At 43.4% G+C, this 18510-nt stretch carries 17 protein-coding genes; 4 read left to right on the forward strand and 13 right to left on the reverse strand.

Going from position 1 to position 18510, the window contains the following annotated elements; all coding sequences use genetic code 11:
• Positions 1-18: 18 nt before the first annotated feature.
• The 3 genes from MHM98_RS07095 to rsmE are packed head-to-tail and all read right to left on the reverse strand — an operon-like array spanning position 19 to position 2089.
• Entirely contained in the window at positions 19-345 is a 327-nt protein-coding gene (locus tag MHM98_RS07095; RefSeq protein WP_239438562.1) for a BolA/IbaG family iron-sulfur metabolism protein, read from the reverse strand.
• Positions 346-347: 2 nt separating this feature from the next.
• Positions 348-1310, reverse strand: a complete 963-nt coding sequence (gshB, locus tag MHM98_RS07100; protein ID WP_239438563.1) for a glutathione synthase — start codon at positions 1308-1310, stop codon at positions 348-350.
• 47 nt (positions 1311-1357) lie between these two features.
• Positions 1358-2089 (reverse strand): 16S rRNA (uracil(1498)-N(3))-methyltransferase, encoded by a 732-nt coding sequence (gene rsmE / locus MHM98_RS07105; RefSeq protein WP_239438564.1) that lies wholly within the window; start codon positions 2087-2089, stop codon positions 1358-1360.
• Between the two features lie 179 nt (positions 2090-2268).
• Between rsmE and MHM98_RS07110 the strand changes: the two genes are divergently transcribed.
• Positions 2269-4569, forward strand: coding sequence for a S9 family peptidase (locus MHM98_RS07110; RefSeq protein WP_239438565.1), 2301 nt, complete (start codon positions 2269-2271; stop codon positions 4567-4569).
• 463 nt (positions 4570-5032) lie between these two features.
• Here MHM98_RS07110 and MHM98_RS07115 read toward each other — a convergent pair whose 3' ends face one another.
• Genes MHM98_RS07115 through MHM98_RS07125 form a run of 3 tightly spaced genes read right to left on the reverse strand, consistent with a single transcriptional unit; the run spans position 5033 to position 7567 of the window.
• Complete coding sequence (locus MHM98_RS07115; protein WP_239438566.1) at positions 5033-6535, reverse strand: cobyric acid synthase; 1503 nt, start codon at positions 6533-6535, stop codon at positions 5033-5035.
• Entirely contained in the window at positions 6532-6852 is a 321-nt protein-coding gene (locus tag MHM98_RS07120) for a DUF2956 domain-containing protein (protein ID WP_239438567.1), read from the reverse strand. Before MHM98_RS07120 ends, MHM98_RS07115 begins: the two co-directional genes overlap by 4 nt.
• 4 nt (positions 6853-6856) lie before the next feature.
• Positions 6857-7567: a phosphoglycolate phosphatase gene (locus MHM98_RS07125; protein WP_239438568.1), complete on the reverse strand. Its 711-nt coding sequence runs from the start codon at positions 7565-7567 to the stop codon at positions 6857-6859.
• Between the two features lie 149 nt (positions 7568-7716).
• Here MHM98_RS07125 and MHM98_RS18915 point away from each other — a divergent pair, with 149 nt between their 5' ends.
• The gene (locus MHM98_RS18915) at positions 7717-8886 is read left to right on the forward strand and encodes an HD-GYP domain-containing protein (protein WP_239438569.1); all 1170 of its coding nucleotides are present in this window, start codon (positions 7717-7719) and stop codon (positions 8884-8886) included.
• A 26-nt stretch (positions 8887-8912) separates the two neighbouring features.
• Here MHM98_RS18915 and MHM98_RS07135 read toward each other — a convergent pair whose 3' ends face one another.
• The 7 genes from MHM98_RS07135 to tkt all read right to left on the reverse strand — a co-directional run bounded on the left by MHM98_RS07135 (position 8913) and on the right by tkt (position 17166).
• Positions 8913-9680 (reverse strand): DUF481 domain-containing protein, encoded by a 768-nt coding sequence (locus tag MHM98_RS07135; RefSeq protein ID WP_239438570.1) that lies wholly within the window; start codon positions 9678-9680, stop codon positions 8913-8915.
• Positions 9681-9763: 83 nt separating this feature from the next.
• Positions 9764-10480, reverse strand: coding sequence for a DUF481 domain-containing protein (locus tag MHM98_RS07140; protein WP_239438571.1), 717 nt, complete (start codon positions 10478-10480; stop codon positions 9764-9766).
• A gap of 14 nt (positions 10481-10494) precedes the next feature.
• Entirely contained in the window at positions 10495-11313 is an 819-nt protein-coding gene (locus tag MHM98_RS07145) for a mechanosensitive ion channel domain-containing protein (protein ID WP_239438572.1), read from the reverse strand.
• A gap of 315 nt (positions 11314-11628) precedes the next feature.
• Complete coding sequence (fba, locus tag MHM98_RS07150) at positions 11629-12693, reverse strand: class II fructose-bisphosphate aldolase (RefSeq protein ID WP_239438573.1); 1065 nt, start codon at positions 12691-12693, stop codon at positions 11629-11631.
• A gap of 80 nt (positions 12694-12773) precedes the next feature.
• Positions 12774-13952: a phosphoglycerate kinase gene (locus tag MHM98_RS07155; RefSeq protein WP_239438574.1), complete on the reverse strand. Its 1179-nt coding sequence runs from the start codon at positions 13950-13952 to the stop codon at positions 12774-12776.
• A gap of 69 nt (positions 13953-14021) precedes the next feature.
• Positions 14022-15044, reverse strand: a complete 1023-nt coding sequence (epd, locus tag MHM98_RS07160) for an erythrose-4-phosphate dehydrogenase (protein ID WP_239438575.1) — start codon at positions 15042-15044, stop codon at positions 14022-14024.
• Positions 15045-15171: 127 nt separating this feature from the next.
• Positions 15172-17166: a transketolase gene (tkt, locus tag MHM98_RS07165; protein WP_239438576.1), complete on the reverse strand. Its 1995-nt coding sequence runs from the start codon at positions 17164-17166 to the stop codon at positions 15172-15174.
• 263 nt (positions 17167-17429) lie between these two features.
• Here tkt and MHM98_RS07170 point away from each other — a divergent pair, with 263 nt between their 5' ends.
• Both MHM98_RS07170 and MHM98_RS07175 read left to right on the forward strand, forming a co-directional pair.
• The gene (locus MHM98_RS07170) at positions 17430-17822 is read left to right on the forward strand and encodes a CidA/LrgA family protein (protein WP_239438577.1); all 393 of its coding nucleotides are present in this window, start codon (positions 17430-17432) and stop codon (positions 17820-17822) included.
• Complete coding sequence (locus tag MHM98_RS07175) at positions 17815-18501, forward strand: LrgB family protein (RefSeq protein WP_239438578.1); 687 nt, start codon at positions 17815-17817, stop codon at positions 18499-18501. Before MHM98_RS07170 ends, MHM98_RS07175 begins: the two co-directional genes overlap by 8 nt.
• Positions 18502-18510 lie beyond the last annotated feature (9 nt).

An 18510-nucleotide genomic window follows, 5' to 3' on the forward strand; every position in this document is an offset into this window, starting at 1 on the left:
TCGTTTTTGGGGTACAAGTTACTTATCGAACTTACTGCCACCTAAGCAGTTTGGCGAGTCTGGCACATTAGCGTTTTGCCACTGTGAATTATCGAAGGTGTGGAGCGCCAGCGCGTGAACTGGGCCAGCTAACTCTTCACTGAGCACTTTGTAAATCATTTGATGGCGCTTAACCTGACGAATGCCATCAAACGCATCACACACCAAGGTTACTTTAAAGTGAGTTTCTGAATTTGGCGGCACACTGTGCATGTGCGACTCGTTAAGAATCTCCAAAAAGCTCGGTGCAAATTCATCATTGAGCTTTTGCTCGATGGCGCGTTGAACAACTGTGTAATCACTCATGCTTATTCCTTACCTTTAGCGGCTAGACGCGCTTCGATTGCATTCATTAATGCGCCTGTAATATCAACATCAAAGGCAGCTTCAATTTCTTTAATACAAGTCGGACTAGTGACATTAATTTCGGTCACCTTGTCACCGATAACATCTAAACCGACGAAAATTAAGCCTTTTTCTTTTAGCGTTGGACCGATACGACGAGCAATTTCCCAATCAGTATCAGATAGCGGGCGAGCTTCACCACGACCACCAGCAGCTAGGTTACCACGCGTTTCTCCTTTAGCTGGAATACGCGCTAGACAATATGGTATCGGCTCACCATCGACAATCAAAATACGCTTATCGCCATTACTAATATCAGGGACGAAGGCTTGTGCCATCGCATAAACAGTATTTAACTGAGTTAGAGTCTCAATAATCACGCCAACGTTGGCATCGCCTTCTTTAACGCGGAAGATTGATGAGCCGCCCATGCCATCGAGTGGCTTTAAGATCATATCTTTGTGCTTGGCGTAAAACTCGCGAATTTTATCTTCACGGCGTGTCACTAAAGTTGGCGGGGTTAAATCTGCAAACCATGCGGTGTAGAGTTTTTCGTTACAATCGCGCAGGCTTTGTGGTTTATTCACGACGAGCAAACCTTCATCTTCGGCGCGCTCTAGCAGGTAAGTGGCGTAAACAAACTCGGTATCGAATGGCGGATCTTTACGCATCAGTAATACATCTAAATCACTTAAGCGAATTTCCTGCGGCTCACCAAGTTGATAGAAATCGTTGGCATCGTCTTTAACTGAAACAGGCATGACACGAGCATAACTATGGCCTTGATCGAGATAGATGTCGTTCATTTCCATGTAAAAGAGCTCGTAGCCGCGGGCTTGCGCTTCCATTAACATGGCAAAACTACTGTCTTTTTTGATATTGATGTCCTTGATTGGATCCATCAAGATCCCTAATTTTATACTCATGCTGTTTCCTCTGATCTCTTTCTATAATTCTTCATTGTGAGCGACTATTAACCCAAATCGCCAAAACGCGTTTGTAATGCACTAATGACCGTTAATCCTGCGGTTTCAGTTCGCAGTACACGTGGGCCTATTAAAATTTCCTCAAAACCGCGTTCGCTAGCGTATTCAATTTCGGTATCTGATAAACCGCCTTCTGGACCAATCACCAAGCGCACACCGTCACTAGGTTCAGCTAACCCATTGATGCCGTGGCTAGCCCGTGGATGTAAATTGAGCTTTAATTCGTTCGTTTCTTCACTCGCCCAAGTTTCAAAACTTTTCGGCTCATGAATAATCGGCAGTGTATTGCGAGCGCATTGCTCACAGGCACTAATGACGATTTTACGCCACTGATTGAGTTTCTTTTCCAATCGCTCGCCGCTAAGCTTTACGCCGCAACGTTCGGTAAACAATGGAGTAATTTCTGTCACGCCAAGCTCAACCGCTTTTTGAATAGTAAGCTCCATTTTATCGCCGCGAGAAATGCCTTGCCCTAAGTGAATTTTTAGCGGCGATTCGATGCACTTATCGTTAAATTCTCCCACCAGCGCCGAGACTTTCTTTTTGCCAGACTCAACCAGGGTAGCCTGATATTCACCGCCTTCGCCGTTAAATAAAATGATTGGCGCATCGGCGTTTAGCCGTAATACACGGCCAACGTGATTGGCAGCATCGCTTTCTAATTGAATGGTTTCGCCACATTTGAGTGGCAGTGGATGATATATGCGTGGGACTCTCATGAACTCAACCTTTAATTGTGAGCGACTAATATAACTCAAATGGTTCCATTATCGTTACTTTTCAAGCCCATTGAACAATTAAAACAACAACGAAAAGTTACAAAATAACACTGGAAAAAATCACATAATTGTATACCGTGTACAAGTTTTATTCCCGCTAATCACATTTAGGATCCCAAATGAACAAGAATCGTTTATTTAAACGCCTTGCATTGACGCTTGGCTTAGGGGTTGCTTTGGGAGGCTGTCAGGCAACAAATGACACGCCGACGACTCAAGCGACTGTTGCAAAACCACTAACTCTCGAACAAATCTATAAAGACGGCGAGTTCCGCTCTGAGTGGGTCGGCCGTATTCGTTGGTTAGCCGATGGTACCGGTTATACCGCTGTTGAAAAATCTAGCTATAAAATGAAAAACGATAAAGGCGAGATGAAAACAGTAGGTCGTGACATCGTTCAATACGATCCAAAAACCAACGAGCGAACTGTACTTATTTCTGCCGAACAACTCATTCCAACAGGCAGTGATAAACCACTATCAATCCACGATTACATTTGGTCGAAAGACCGCTCACAAGTACTTATTTACACCAACTCAAAGAAAGTATGGCGTTCAAATTCGCGTGGTGATTACTACGTTCTTAACTTAAAGAACTCTAAATTGACGAAAATCGGCGGTAAAGATTACCAAGATAGTCGTTTAATGTTCGCTAAGTTTTCACCAGATGCTAGCAAAGTTGCTTACGTATACTTTGATAACATCTACGTTCAAGACTTAACCACTAAGAAAATTACGCAACTTACTAAAGACGCTTCAAAGTCGATTATCAATGGCGTATTTGATTGGGTTTACGAAGAAGAATTTAGTATTCGCGACGGTTTCCGCTGGAGTCCAGATGGTCAAAAGATTGCGTACTGGCAGTTAGACACTAGCGGTTCACGTGATTTCCACATGATTAACAATACCGATGGCCTCTACCCAACAATTACTACTTTCCCTTATCCAAAAGTTGGCGAGAAGAATGCCGCGGCGAAAGTAGGCGTGGTTAACCTAGCCAATCAAAAAACAGTATGGGCGAAGTTTAAAGGCGATGCCCACAACATGTACATTCCACGAATGAGCTGGGCGGACAATAGCGATGAAATCATCGTTCAACGCATGAATCGCAAACAAGACACTAATAAAGTGTACTTGGTGTCGGCTAAAACAGGCGCGCTAAACCACATTTACACCGAAAAAGAGAAAACATTTATAGAGTGGGTTTACGACGTTACTTGGATTGACGATGGTAAATCATTCTTGTGGATCAGCGAACAAGACGATTGGCGTCACATCTACAAAATCTCTCGCGACGGTAAAACGGTAATCGATTTAACGCCAGGCAACTTTGATATCACATCAATTCAGTCTATCGATGAGAAAAATGGCTGGGTTTACTTTATTGCCTCGCCTGACGACGTTGCACAGCGTTACCTATTCCGCGCAGCCTTAAACGGCAGCGGCAAAAAAGAGCGCGTAACTCCAGCGCAGTTTAGCGGTACTAACAGCTACTACATGGATCCTAAAGCCAACTGGGCAATTCACACCCATTCTAGCTTTAACGTGCCATCAACCAAGCGCCTAGTATCACTTAAAACGCATAAAACTGAGCGCGTATTAACTGAAAATAAAGCACTTAAAGCTAAACTAGCCAAATTAGATTTAGGCGAAACTGAGTTCTTCCAAGTTGAAGCGCGCGACGGCGTGGTATTAGATGGTTACATCACGACACCAGCAGATTTTGATCCAAACAAGAAATACCCAATCATCTTATATGTTTACGGCGAACCTGCTGGCCAGACAGTAAAAGATAGCTGGCGTGGTAGCTCTTACCTATGGGATCAACTGCTAACTCAAAAAGGCTTTATCGTTGCCTCTATCGACAACCGCGGCACCAAAGCGCCAAAAGGTCGTGCATGGCGTAAATCGATTTATGCAAAAGCTGGCGTAATTCCATCACGCGATCAATACGATGCGCTAATGGCAATGCAACAAAAGTTCCCATTCATCGATAAAAATCGCGTCGGTATTTGGGGTCACTCTGGCGGCGGTACATCAACGCTAAACGCACTGTTCCGCTACCCAGATCACTACAAAGTAGGCATCGCCAACGCGCCTGTACCAGATATTCGTTTATACGATACTATCTATCAAGAGCGCTACTCAGGTCTGCTAGAAGACAATAAAGAAAACTACGAGCAAAGCGTTGCCATCAACTTCGCAAAAAACCTCAAAGGTAAATTGCTACTAGTTCACGGTACTGGTGATGACAACGTACATTATCAAGGTAGTGAGCGTTTGATTAACGAATTAATCAAGCACAACAAGCAGTTCGACTTTATGTCTTATCCAAACCGCAGCCACGGCCTGTGGGAAGGTGAAGGCACAACACTGCACCTTAAAACCATGATGACAGAATATTTCTTAGATAATCTGTAATGATTAAGTGATTTGACTGAACAAGCCTGCAACTCGCAGGCTTTTTTATTCAAAAGTTCATATTGGGCACGACAATTCCCCGCTATTTATCGCCTTAAATTAATGATTGCTCAATACAAAAATCAGGACGATTTTGATTCGTACAGTCCATGTACTCACCTCTACGAGGCCAGCTAAAGCAGTTAAAGTTTGTTCCAGACAAGCTTTTGAGTATTTACCGCAGGCGCCTGCATGGACGCAGAAGGTAGAGCAACGCAGGAGCAGTTGCCGAAACGCGGATCAAATACGGTATTGAATTAGCAATTAATAATTTAAGAGTAAGCGATAAATCTGCGGGCCGCTTTTTTGGTTACTTTTTTGGCGGTTTAAAAAAGTAACTAATGTGCTATCGCAATAGTTAAAGAGATTGACGTAATTCAAAAGCACATTACAAGGAAGTGACTTTCTAATTTAATTCATCTAGTTATCGTTGTGACAAAAACTCATCAATCACCACTTCATACCGCTGCCAGTCAAACTCTTCTTCTAAACTATCTGCCAATGCATTGATACTTTGCTCTCGCAGCGCTTCATAATCAACACTCTCAAATGAATCGCCATCGCTGGCCCAGTGTAGTATCGCATCTAATGCCGAAGGCTTATCCATCAAGCCGTGCCAATAGCTAGCGAATATTTGTTTGTCTTTCGATAAGAAACCAGCGCCAGTATTTGCTGCATTATCGTCATCGCTTACAACTGAAATAATTTCATTTTGCGCGTACTGTGTTTGCCCTGCGTGAATTTCATAACCGCTAATTTCACAAGGCTCTTGATTTGGTAGCGTGATAATCCCCTGCTTTAAGGTAAGCTCTTTCGCTGTTGTCATTTGCGTATTAAGTGGTAAATAACCTAAACCTTGTGACGCTTCACCTGTTGGTGATTCAATACATTGCGGATCTTCGATTAGCTGCCCAAGCATTTGCATACCACCGCAAATAGCTATTACCTTGCCGCCATAACGTAAATGTTTGGCAAGGGTTTTATCCCAGCCTTGCGCTTTAAACCACGCCAAGTCTGCTTGAGTGTTTTTCGAGCCCATTAACACAATGACATCACACGCTGGGTGATTTGGTGTCAGTTGCGGACCAACTAATTCGACATTAACCTGCGGATGCGCGCGCAGTGCATCGAGATCGTTATGATTGCTTATCCGAGGGTACACAGGCACGACAACGTTGAGCTTGGTGTTTTGCTTAACTTGCTCTGTGGCAACTGCATCTTCACTATCTAAATACAAACCTTGTAAATAGGGTAAAACAGCTAATACAGGCTTACCTGTTTTCTGCTCAAGCCATTCATTACCCGAGGTTAACAATGAGCGATCGCCGCGGAATTTGTTAATTACAAAACCGATTACGCGATCTTGTTCAGATTGACTCAAACACTCCAGCGTACCAGTGAGATGCGCAAAGACGCCCCCGCGATCAATGTCAGCCACTAAAATTACTGGGCAATCAACTTCTTCTGCAAAGCCCATATTGGCAATATCGCGATCCCGCAGATTGATTTCCGCGGGGCTGCCGGCCCCTTCGACAACCACCAGTTCAAACTCATCGCGTAGTCGCTGATGAGCTGCTAACACAGCTTTCATCGCTGTCGGTTTATAGTCGTGATAATTTTTTGCATCAAGCTGCGCCGCTACCTTGCCGTTAATAATCACCTGACAACCAATCTCTGAGCTCGGCTTGAGTAAGACAGGATTAAAATCACAGATAGGTTCAAGGTTACAGGCTTGTGCTTGTAGCGCTTGAGCACGACCGATTTCACCGCCATCAATAGTCACCGCACTATTAAGCGCCATATTTTGCGGCTTAAACGGAGCAACTTTAACGCCGCGTCTTTTAAATGCCCGCGCTAAGGCACACACCAAAGTCGATTTTCCGGCATCAGAGGTTGTGCCCTGAACCATCAAGGTTAACTGATTCATAGACTTGTGATGACCTCAAAAGCAATGAAACCAAGCCATGACAAGGCCAGTAACAGCCAAGGTAATTTAGTTGGTGTAGTGCTTTCACTACTAACAGGCTGGCTCACGGCAACAGTTTCTTGTGCCTTCTCCTTGCGCAGCTTCTTCTTAGCTTTATCGGCTTGTCGTTGTTTGGCTTTGTGCTGTTTTTTATATTCGCTAATGCCCTTTTCGATACCCGCCGCAATTAGTTTGGTTTGCTCTTTCGTTTGTCCTGGACGTTGCGTCGCTTTGGCAACAGATAACGCTTCGTCTTTTGTTTGCTGTGAACTACTCATCTAATTAACTCACATTTTTAACTGGTGGCAGAATATCGAGTAGTTGTTCAAAATGATCGAAAATAGCCGTTGGCTGATGTAACCCGATATTTTCGCCATAGTTATATCCGTAAGTAAGGCCGACACTGTCCATAGGTGCAGCATTAGCGGCAAGCACATCGTTATGAGAATCTCCCACCATCACACAGCTTTCCAAACTAACCTTTTGCTCGTTAGCAATGTGTAATAACGGCATTGGATGAGGTTTTTTCTCTGCTAATGAATCAGCACCCAATACATGCTTAAAATAAGAATCGATTCCAAGATTTTCGAGAATAGGCGCTACAAAAACCAAAGGCTTATTAGTGACTATATGTAGTTGATAACCGCCCTGTTTGAGCTCTGCTAAAGTTTTTTTAACATTGGGATAAAGCACCGTATCGACACAAGCATGTTGCTGATACGCATCGAGAAAAATAGCCAGCGCCTTAGCAGCATAATCAGCATCAAGATCAGAGGCTATATCTCGCTGACCACTCAGCGCTCGTTCAACCAAGGTCTTTGCGCCATTGCCAACCCAGCTGCGAATAATCTCCTCGCTAAAATGCTCTCGCTCTAGTTGCGTTAGCATCACATTAACTGCCGAAGCAAGATCGGGAACACTATCAACCAGAGTACCATCGAGATCAAAGAGAATATCGGATTTACCTTGAAAAACTACATTGCGTTGCGCCATTGAAACAAACCTACATCACAGATAAAAATAATTGAAAATGTGTTTTATCATGTATCGCTTTTTAGTGATATATATCTCTGATTAAATCAATCGAAATAGTGTATTATGCGCGCTGTTTGATAGGTTAATACAAATCCACGGTGCATTAGGTGAGTTCTAAAACAATAGCGATTGGCGATTTAAAAGTAGGCATGTTCTTACTGGCATTTCACGATGCCAAACAAAAGATTGCTGTTAAAAAACCGGGACGCGTGCCTAGTCAACAAGTTATCGACAAGCTAATTAACGACGGTATTATCGAAGTGACCGTCGATTTTGAACGTTCAACTTTTACTACCAAAATTGAGCCAGCCTCATGGAAACGTGATAAATCAAAGCTGGTCGCCTTTGATAACGAAATAACTCGTGCCCATCGCTTGCTTAAAGAATCAAAAGCCACCGTCAATAAAATGCTTGAAAATGTATTTGCTGAGCAAGCAGTAGATTTAGAGCCCATTAATAAAGCTGCCGACGATATCGTTGAGTCCTTATCAAATAACAGCGATGCCTTGCATTCATTGTCAGCACTGCGCACCAAAGACGCCTATTTGGCAGAGCACTCGTTGAATGTCGGCGTGTTACTGGCAACTTTTGGTAAATATTTAGGCTGGCCTCGCTCCGATTTAGCACAGCTAATTGTCGGTGGTATTGTGCACGATATAGGTAAAACACGCGTTAAACTTGAAATATTAAACAAACCGGGTCGCCTAGAGCCTGAAGAGTTCGAGCACATGAAATTGCATCAGGTTTATTCGAAAAGCTTACTCAATGAAATCGAAAATCTGACGCAAATGAGCCGTGAAGTAAGCACTATGCATCACGAAAAACTCGACGGTAATGGTTATCCGTTGGGTTTAAAAGGCGAACAAATTTCTGAAGTTGGCCGCATGTCATCCATTGTTGATATTTACGATGCGCTTACCGCCAGCCGCTGCTACAAAAAAGCCATGTCACCGGCAGCAGCCTTAAAGATTATGATGGGGCTCAGTGGCCATCACCTCGATAGTGAGTTACTAAAAGCCTTTATTCTGTGTATTGGCTTCTACCCAGTCGGCTCCTTAGTGGAGCTGTCAAACAACCTATTAGGCTTGGTGTGGGAGTCGAACGAAGACGATATGAAAAAGCCACTGGTTAAAACATTTTATAACACGCAGTACAACAAGTATTACGAAGTGAAGATGATAGATTTAGCCACCAGCAATCTAACCATTAAACGCGGCGTCAATCCATTTGAATACAACATTGATATCGACGCCTATCGCCATCAAGCGGCTAATTAGTCCTGATTGAATTAGTTAAAGATTAATTAAAAAATATAAACCAGCGATACAGAGGTTTCGGTATCGAGTTTTTCTTTGCCAACTTCAACGTCTGCATCGTATTTAGTGGCATAGGCAATTTTCATTTTTAGATTTTCAACTACACTCGCAGAAAGCGATGTTTCCGAACGGTAAACATCGTATTCGTTACCATCGGTATTAAAATCCGCCACTAACTTTTGTTCAAATTCTGTAGTTTCGCTAAGGCGATATTTAAACTGAGACCCCATGTGGACAATTTTTCGCGTCGCTTCACCAGTATCCATTGTTGTACGCACGACACCGGGACCAATATCAGCATTCCACAACATAGCTTGGTTGTCTAAAATGCGTTGAGTATAACCTGCCGCAAAGGTAATAGTCTGCGTTGCACTGGCAAACTTATCACGAGCATACTCGAAAATAGCAAATGAGCTACTGTGCTCATTGAAGTAGATATTGTGCTTTAAACCAGCTTTCCATTTATCGGCATTTTTCTCTTCATCAACAGATTTTTGATAAAACTGCGCCAAGTAGCTCAGACGACCACCCAAATAATCGAGTCCACCTTCTAGTTTGCCCTTAAAGGTTTGGGTATCTGTGTTGCCTGATGTCAGTGTTGCCCCAACTTCCATCGCCATATCCCATGTATTTTCACCGTCATCTTTTTTGACATCAAACGAAGATTCAGCAAATTCACTCTTTACGAGCTTAGAATCAGCAAAACAAGAAGTTGATACGATAAAAATTGACAAAAACAACACAGTAAATTTCATGGATTACTCTAATTAAGGATCTGATAAAACAAAAAAACGCCAGCAAAAGCTGACGTTTTTAGTATATCGCAAGAAAGTATTAACTAAAACGTGTATAACAAGGTAATTGTTGTCTCGGTATCAACACTTTTCTTATCGTCGGCAGCATTATTGTCATGGCGAACAATAAAACCTAATTTCATCGCTAGCTCACCCATGATATTTGCCGTAATAGCAGTTTCTGAGCGAGAAATTGTCGACTTTTCATCTTCAAATGCAATGTCACTCGTTAATACTTGAGTGAATTTAGAAGTTTCCGATAATGCATTTTCGTAGCTTAACCCTACATGAAGGATACCCGTCTTTTCTGAATCACCCTCTTTAACATCGAAAAATTTGATACCAGGACCAAGATCGGCGTCAAAAGTCGCTGTTTCAGACTTGAATAAATTCTTGCTGTAACCTGCCGCAAAGCTGCTTACTGAATCATAGGTACTGAATTCATCTTGCTCATGCTCACCTAAGATAAAGATGTTACTTGTCTCATCTAATACATAAGCGCCTTTAGCTCCGATTTTCCAACGTGATGCCGTTTTTTCGTCATCATCTTTACTGTACAGCGTGTCGAAGTAATACTCATTTTGCCATTCAGCAAGGGTATGAGTTGCATCAAGGCGTGCCTTTAACGTCGACGTATCTGTGTTACCCGTGGTCATTGTGCCACCAAGTTCCGCCGTTGCTGCCCACGTTTTATCATCTTCGGCCATTGCTGCCGTGCTAAATAGTGACGTGATAACGCCAGCAATAAGTAGTTTTTTCATGTTGCTCTCCATTACTATGATTCTTTGTGTACATGCACATCCATTTGCGGATATGGGATACCAATTTTTTCTTCGTCTAAACGAATCTTAATAGTTTCCATTAGGTCGAAATGCGTTGGCCAGTAATCAGCTGAATTAACCCACGGACGAACCACAAAGTTAACACTGCTATCAGCAAGTTCAGCTACTGCAACAACTGGCTCAGGATCTTTTAGAACACTTTCGTGACCGTTAACAATTTCTTCTAGTACTTTCTTGGCGTGTTTAATATCAGCGTCGTAGCTAACACCAATCACCAGATCAATACGACGGGTTGGTTTAGTTGAATAGTTAGTGATAGCACCACCGGTTACTGACGAGTTTGGCAGGATAATCTGCTTGTTGTCGCCACTGCGAATATAAGTAGAGAACAGTTTAATTTCTTCGACGATACCGCTTACACCACCAGCTTCAACGAAATCACCTGACTTAAACGGACGGAACACGATAATTAACACGCCTGAAGCAAAGTTTGACAATGAGCCTTGCAGCGCTAAACCGATAGCTAAACCAGCAGCCCCTAAAACAGCGATGAAAGACGCAGTTTGAATACCGACTTGACCTAATGCGGCGATAATCACACCAGTCATTAATACGCCATAAACAATATTCTTTAAAAAGTTAACCACGATTGAATCTAAATCGCGCTTTGCTAGTGTTTTACCAAAAGCATTACTGATCACACGAGCGATTTTACCACCCACCCAGTAAATGATAATTGCAGTAGCAAATGCGATAACATAATTAACAAGCATTGGTGAATACTCGTTATACCATTGTTGGATCATTTCCATGTTGTGTTCCCTGTAGTTTGTTAAAAGCGTCAATAAAATGACAATTGCGCATATGATACGCACTTCAAATAAAATCTCACAGTAATTTTTGCAAAAAAGGTGGCTTTTTCACAACTTTAATACCAGCTCTGTGCAGTTCAGCAAAGATTCATTTTAAAGTCCTGCTTTACCTGATTTATTGCCCGCTTAACTCTATATTTCAGTCATTTATATTAAGGCTACATACAGTTTTGCAAAGATAAGCAGGTAAACTAAACAAGCATAAAAAAAGCAGCCTTAGAGGCTGCTTCTATTAGCTCATACGATAAGGACTGCTTAAAGTACTTTCGCGTCTAACTCACCCGTTAGGTAACGCTGGTACATTTGCTCCATTGATAATGGCTTGATCTTACTTGCCATACCAACACAACCAAATGCTTCGTAACGATCGATACAGATTTGCTCCATCGCTTTTTGAGCTACAGCAAAGTATTTACGTGGATCAAATTCACTTGGATTTTGCGCTAAGAAACGGCGGATAGCACCGGTTGACGCTAGACGTAAATCAGTATCGATATTTACTTTACGCACACCAAATTTAATACCCTTCACGATTTCTTCAACTGGAACACCGTAAGTTTCAGGGATTTCACCGCCAAACTCGTTGATAACAGCTAACCAATCTTGTGGTACTGATGAAGAGCCGTGCATTACTAAGTGGGTGTTAGGAATGCGTGCCGCAATTTCTTTAATACGGTCAATAGCTAGAATGTCACCAGTAGGTTTACGAGTGAACTTGTAAGCACCGTGTGAGGTACCGATAGCAATAGCTAGTGCATCACAGTTGGTTGCTTTAACAAAGCTTGCAGCTTCATCTGGGCTTGTTAACATTTGATCGTGGCTTAAGATACCTTCAGCGCCAACGCCGTCTTCTTCACCCGCCATACCAGTTTCTAGTGAACCTAGACAACCAATTTCACCTTCAACTGATACACCACACGCATGTGAGAAATCAACCGTACGCTTGGTTACATCAACGTTGTACTCGTAGCTAGAAGGAGTTTTACCGTCAGCCATTAATGAACCATCCATCATTACTGATGAGAAACCAAGCTGGATAGAACGCTGACAAACGTCAGGATCTGTACCGTGATCTTGGTGAATACACACAGGAATATGTGGGAATTCTTCGATTGCAGCATTCATTAGCGCTTTAAGAAACGGAGCACCGGCGTATTTACGCGCACCAGCAGAAGCTTGCACGATAACTGGGCTGTCAGTTTTGTCAGCCGCTTCCATAATAGCGCGCATTTGCTCTAGGTTATTAACGTTAAACGCTGGAATACCATAGTTGTATTCAGCGGCATGATCCAAAAGTTGACGTAGTGAAATTAAAGCCATTGTTTTGTCCTATCACGATTTTAATGGGCGAAAAATACCCGAAAGAGCCAGCAAAATGCACTGGCTCAGAAAATTTAAAATTAGTTAGCAGCGCGTTCTTCTAAGATCGCTACTGCCGGAAGTTTTTTCCCTTCTAAAAACTCCAAAAATGCACCGCCACCAGTGGAGATGTACGATACCTTATCGGCGATATCATATTTATCTACTGCAGCTAGTGTGTCACCGCCACCAGCAATTGAGAATGCCGAACTGTTAGCGATAGCTTGAGCGATTGCTTTGGTGCCTTCACCAAACTGATCAAACTCAAATACGCCCACAGGACCATTCCAAACGATGGTGCCTGCATTGTCTAAAATATCACACAATGCCTTAGCTGAATCAGGGCCAATATCAAAAATCATGTCTTCATTGCTAACATCGCGAACTGATTTCAATGTTGCCTCTGCACTTGGTGAAAATTCGCCCGCAACAACCACATCAGTTGGTACAGGAATATCACCGCCGTTTGCTTGTGCGTTTGCAGTAAGCTGCTTAGCGTCATCGATTAAATCGGCTTCATACAGTGATTTGCCCACTTCATGACCAGCAGCTGCGATAAAGGTATTAGCGATACCACCACCAACAACAAGTTGATCGACCACTTTTGACAAGCTTTCAAGCACTGTTAACTTAGTCGATACTTTAGAGCCACCAACGATAGCCACCATTGGGCGCGCTGGATTATCTAGCGCCTTACCTAAGGCTTCTAACTCGCCCGCAAGTAGCGGACCAGCACAAGCAACAGGTGCGTATTTAGCCACGCCGTGAGTCGATGCTTGTGCACGATGCGCCGTGCCAAAAGCATCCATCACAAACACATCACATAATGCCGCTAGCTTTTGTGCTAGTTCGTCATCGTTTTTCTTTTCGCCTTGGTTAAAGCGCACGTTCTCGAAAATCACTAATTCGCCAGCGGCAACGTCAACACCGTCTAGGTAATCGCTAACTAAGCGAACATTAACGTCTAGTGCGTCGTTCAAATAATCAACCACAGGTTGCATTGAATATTGTGCGTCAAACTCGCCTTCAGTTGGGCGGCCAAGATGAGACATTACCATCACGCTAGCGTTTTGCTCTAACGCCAATTTAATGCTAGGTAGTGCCGCACGTAAACGCGCATCAGACGTTACTACGCCATCTTTTACTGGCACGTTTAAATCTTCACGAATTAACACGCGTTTGCCGCTTAGTGCTAAATCACTCATCTTAATTACAGACATCAATTTTCCTTTTACTAAACATGCGCCAACTGGCGTCTTTACATTTCATTTATATGGCTTTCGCCAAATCTAATCTTTTACGCCCATAGCGATGCTGGTATCCAGCATTCGGTTAGCAAAGCCCCATTCATTATCACACCACAAAAGTAGCTTCACTAAATGGCCGTCACTTACCCGCGTTTGCGTACCGTCGACAATGCTCGAATGAGGATCGTGGTTAAAATCACAGGATACTAACGGTGCTTCGGTGTAATCCAGAACCTCACCAAGCCCATTACTGGCTTCGGCTTTTAACATGCTGTTGATCGCGTCAATATCAACGCGTTTATCAACGGTGACACTTAAATCCATCGCGGTAACATTCACCGTTGGCACACGTACAGAAATAGCTTCCATCTTGCCTTTAAGCGCAGGCAAAATACGTTCAACACCAGCGGCGAGCTTGGTATCAACTGGAATAATCGATTGACTGGCTGCGCGAGTACGGCGCAAGTCACTGTGATAAGCATCGATAACCTGCTGATCGTTCATCGATGAATGAATAGTCGTTATGGTGCCGCCTTTGATCTTAAAGTGTTTATCTAAGGCATCGATAACTGGCACCACACAGTTGGTAGTACAAGAACCGTTAGAGACAATCACATCATCATGGGTTAACAGGTGATCGTTAATGCCAAAAATAACGGTTCTATCAACATCATTAGCGGCTGGCTGGCTAAAAAGTACTTTCTTGGCGCCAGCATCGAGATGCAGCTTGGCATCATTACGACTGCTAAACACACCGCTACATTCAAGTACGATGTCTACAGCTAATTCCTGCCACGGCAGATCACTTGGGTTTTCTTGATGAAATAAGCGGATGCGATCATCGCTAATCAAAAATTCGTTAGTCGACTCATCTAGTGACACTGGCAATATAAAACGGCCATGCGTACTGTCGTACTTAGTCAGATGTAGCATAGCTTCAGGCTCGGCTAACTCATTAATGGCAACCACTTCTATTTTTTCAGAATAATTACGCTCGTAAAACGCGCGCAATACACTGCGACCAATACGGCCGTAACCATTAATAGCAACTCGTAACTTAGCCATTCGACTCCTAAATACTTTCGGATTAATCTTTCTTTTATAGACTCTCAACCATTCCAACTTGACACTCATGCCAACTTTTAAGAGCCCATAAAAGAAAGGGTCGCTCTATGGCGACCCTAAACATCAATTACAAAATCGATTTTGCAGTGCTTACTACGTTGTCGACAGTGAAGCCGAAGTGTTTGAACAACTCGCCTGCTGGTGCTGACTCACCGAAGGTGCTCATGCCAACAATCTTGCCGTTTAAGCCAACGTACTTGTACCAGAAATCGGCACTTGCTGCTTCAACAGCTACGCGTGCTGTTACTGCACTTGGTAATACCGCTTCTTTATATGCCGCATCTTGCGCATCAAATACGTCTGTAGAAGGCATAGATACAACGCGAACTTTTACGCCATCTTGTGCAAGTACAGCTGCTGACTCAACCGCTAGTGCTACTTCTGAGCCTGTTGCGATTAAGATAAGCTGTGGCTGACCGTCGCAATCAACTAGTGTGTAACCACCACGTGCAGCGTCTTTAAGTTGCTGCTCGTCACGCGCTTGACCCGGAAGGTTTTGACGCGAGAAGATTAACGATGTTGGGCCATCAGTACGCTCTACCGCATGACGCCATGCGATTGCCGACTCAACCTCGTCACATGGACGCCATGTTGACATATTTGGCGTTAAACGTAATGACGCCATTTGCTCAACAGGTTGATGCGTTGGGCCATCTTCACCTAGACCGATAGAATCGTGGGTGTAAACAAAGATTGCTGGTTGATGCATTAATGCCGCCATACGCAATGCGTTGCGTGCGTATTCCATAAACATTAGGAACGTTGCGCCGTAAGCTTTAAAGCCACCGTGCAGTACTAAACCATTCATGATGGCTGACATACCGAACTCACGTACACCGTAGTGCAGGTAGTTACCGCTTGCATCTTCCGCCGTAATAGCTTTCGAGTCTGACCACATAGTGAGGTTAGACGGTGCTAAGTCCGCACTACCGCCGATCATTTCTGGCAATAAAGGACCAAATTTGTTTAGGGTGTTTTGCGACGCTTTACGTGATGCGATGTTACCTTGATTAGCTTGTAAATCGCTAATGTAAGCATCGATAGTTTCGTTCCAGTTATCAGGTAACTCACCAGATAGACGACGTTGTAATTCCTTAGCAAGCTCAGGATAAGCCGCTTCGTACGCTGCAAACTTATCGTTCCAAGACGCTTCTTGTGCACTGCCTTGCTCGCGGTTGTTCCAAGCATCAGCAACATCCGCTGGAATTTCAAATGGCGCGTGTGGCCAGTTTAAGAATTCGCGTGCCGCAGCAATTTCATCGTTACCTAGTGGCGCGCCGTGACAATCGTGGCTGCCGCCTTTGTTTGGTGAACCGTAACCGATAGTTGTTTTACAACAAATCATCGTTGGACGTTTAGTTTCCGCTTTAGCCGCTTCGATAGCTGCGCTAATTTGCGCACTGTCGTGACCATCTACATCAGCGATTACGTGCCAGCCGTAAGACTCAAAACGCTTAACAGTATCGTCGGTGAACCAACCTTCTACTTCACCGTCGATTGAAATACCGTTGTCATCCCAGAATGCTACTAGTTTGCCAAGACCCAAAGTACCAGCAAGTGAACAAGCTTCATGAGAGATACCTTCCATCAAACAACCATCGCCTAAGAAAGCGTAGGTGAAGTGATCAACAACATCGTGACCTTCGCGGTTAAACTGTGCTGCTAATGTTTTCTCAGCAATCGCCATACCTACCGCGTTAGTGATACCTTGGCCTAGTGGACCAGTGGTTGTTTCAACGCCTGGTGCGTAACCGTATTCTGGGTGACCTGGTGTCTTAGAACCCATTTGACGGAAGTTCTTTAATTCTTCGATTGGTAAATCGTAACCAGCGAGGTGTAATAGAGAATAAAGCAGCATAGAACCGTGGCCGTTTGATAGCACAAAGCGGTCGCGATCAGCCCAGTTTGGGTTTGCTGGGTTGTGCTTTAAGAAATCACGCCATAGAACTTCGGCAATATCAGCCATTCCCATAGGTGCTCCCGGATGACCAGAATTGGCCTGCTGGACAGCATCCATACTTAAAGCGCGAATAGCATTTGCTAATTCCTTACGTGACGTCATATTGACTCCTGACAACTAAATAAATGAAATGTTTTTAGGCCGCACATTGTCCATGAAAACACCTACTTTTACAATGGTGAAGCTCAGGTATTATGCGGAAAGTTACAGCTTTTTTACATTTACCGTAATGTAGTAAATTACCAACAAAAATATCGATTGATTAGCGTTGTTTAAGCACAATATTTTTGACTTTTTTCCACTGGTTAAATACGTCATGGAAAAGTACACTTCATCCTTATACGTTATCAACGAACAAGTCTTTTATGACAGTAGAGCCATCAAGAAAACTCCTAGACACATTTATATCACTGCTTCGCAGTGCCTTTATCATTCTTGCTTTTTTACTGATTGGTAAATGGATTACGTATCTCATCGCTTGGTCAATTCCCGGCAGTGTCATTGGTTTGATTTTACTCTTTATTGCACTGTCGGTCCGCGTGATTCCGCTTAGTTGGGTTAAGCCCACCGGCGACTTATTACTCGGCTACATGACACTGTTTTTTGTCCCAGTCGGCGTCGCGTTATTAAATTACAGTGATTTGTTATCGCAATATTGGTTAGCCATTTTGTTGAGCAGTATTGTGAGCACTATGGTGGTGTTATTGATAGTAGGCCTTTGTTACCAAAAGCTAATCAAGGATTCATCACATGATTGAACTGGTTTTATATAGCTTGCTCACTGTTATTACTTTTCTATTCTTAAAAAGATTATTAGCGAGATTTTCACATCCCATAGCCAATCCATTGTTGTGGAGCATAGTGCTACTCATCCCAGTATTTTTATTTACACCGCTTGATGCTAAAGCCTATCAGAGCGCTAATCACTGGCTAATAAAACTGTTAGAGCCAGCCGTTGTTGCACTCGCTATCCCCTTGTTCGTACAACTACAGCATGTAAAAAAGCAGCTTTTACCGATAATAATATGTTGTCTAGGCGGCTCAATTTTAGCGTCGGCCTCAGGCTTGTTGCTAGCTAGGCTGATCAGCAATGATGAAATCTTGCTAATGTCGTTATTACCCAAATCAATCACCTCGCCAATTGCAATGGAAATTAGCCAGCAATTTGGTGGCCTACCGCCATTAGCTGCCGGCGTGGTCATTATCGTCGGGCTAATTGGCGCGGTATTTGGTCCTGTTTTAATGAAGCTTGTTGGTATAACTCACCCACAGGCCCAAGGATTAGCAATGGGGACCAGTGCGCATGCAATCGGTACAGCAGCGGCCCTTAACCTTGGTGAACAGCAAGGAGCCTTTAGCTCTATCGCCCTTGTACTGTGTGGTATCTTCACCGCTATCTTTGCACCACTATTGGCATGGTTAATAATGTTGATTTAAGAGGGCGTT

Source organism: Psychrobium sp. MM17-31 (genome assembly GCF_022347785.1).
Classification (GTDB): Bacteria; Pseudomonadota; Gammaproteobacteria; order Enterobacterales; family Psychrobiaceae; genus Psychrobium.